Annotated in this window: 8 tRNA genes; all 8 read right to left on the bottom strand. The window is 53.1% G+C overall.

The annotated features are described in order from the left end of the window. Positions 1-87: 87 nt before the first annotated feature. Positions 88-163 (bottom strand) — tRNA-Ala (locus FPQ10_RS12810). A 9-nt stretch (positions 164-172) separates the two neighbouring features. Next, positions 173-246: transfer RNA gene (locus FPQ10_RS12815), tRNA-Pro, on the bottom strand. Positions 247-251: 5 nt separating this feature from the next. Next, positions 252-328, bottom strand: a tRNA-Arg gene (locus FPQ10_RS12820). 12 nt (positions 329-340) lie between these two features. After that, positions 341-430 (bottom strand) — tRNA-Leu (locus FPQ10_RS12825). Positions 431-446: 16 nt separating this feature from the next. After that, positions 447-521, bottom strand: a tRNA-Gly gene (locus tag FPQ10_RS12830). A gap of 11 nt (positions 522-532) precedes the next feature. Continuing rightward, a tRNA-Leu gene (locus FPQ10_RS12835) sits at positions 533-614 on the bottom strand. Between the two features lie 3 nt (positions 615-617). Further along, positions 618-693 (bottom strand) — tRNA-Lys (locus tag FPQ10_RS12840). Between the two features lie 41 nt (positions 694-734). Continuing rightward, positions 735-810: transfer RNA gene (locus FPQ10_RS12845), tRNA-Thr, on the bottom strand. Between the last annotated feature and the right edge of the window lies 1 nt (position 811).

Raw genomic sequence — 811 nt, forward strand, 5'->3', positions numbered from 1 at the left:
GTTTGTTTCTTTCCCAATCAATAAGAAAGAAACCGAATTGACTTCAGGCTATTTTGTTTAGTTTTCAAGGTTCGAAAGTATAAAATATGGTGGAGCCTAGCGGGATCGAACCGCTGACCTCCTGCGTGCAAAGCAGGCGCTCTCCCAGCTGAGCTAAGGCCCCATAGGAATATCGGGAAGACAGGATTCGAACCTGCGACCCCTTGGTCCCAAACCAAGTGCTCTACCAAGCTGAGCTACTTCCCGTTATATGGCGCGCCCGAGAGGAGTCGAACCCCTAACCTTCTGATCCGTAGTCAGACACTCTATCCAATTGAGCTACGGGCGCAAAGAAAATCAATGGTGCCGAGGGCCGGACTCGAACCGGCACGGAGGTACACCCTCCGCAGGATTTTAAGTCCTGTGCGTCTGCCCATTCCGCCACCCCGGCACAACTTTTTGCATAATGGAGCGGAAGACGGGATTCGAACCCGCGACCCCCACCTTGGCAAGGTGGTGTTCTACCACTGAACTACTTCCGCGAACAAGATGATGCGGGTGGAGGGAGTCGAACCCCCACGCCCGGAGGCACTAGATCCTAAGTCTAGCGCGTCTGCCAATTCCGCCACACCCGCAAATGGTGAGCCATGGAGGATTCGAACCTCCGACCCTCTGATTAAAAGTCAGATGCTCTACCGACTGAGCTAATGGCTCGGATCATTTGTTCATCATTTTCACCTTGCGGAGAAAATAAGTGGTGCCGGCCAGAGGACTTGAACCCCCAACCTACTGATTACAAGTCAGTTGCTCTACCAGTTGAGCTAGGCCGGCA

The organism is Allobacillus sp. SKP2-8, from assembly GCF_007559355.1.
Lineage (GTDB): Bacteria > Bacillota > Bacilli > Bacillales > Alkalibacillaceae > Allobacillus > Allobacillus halotolerans.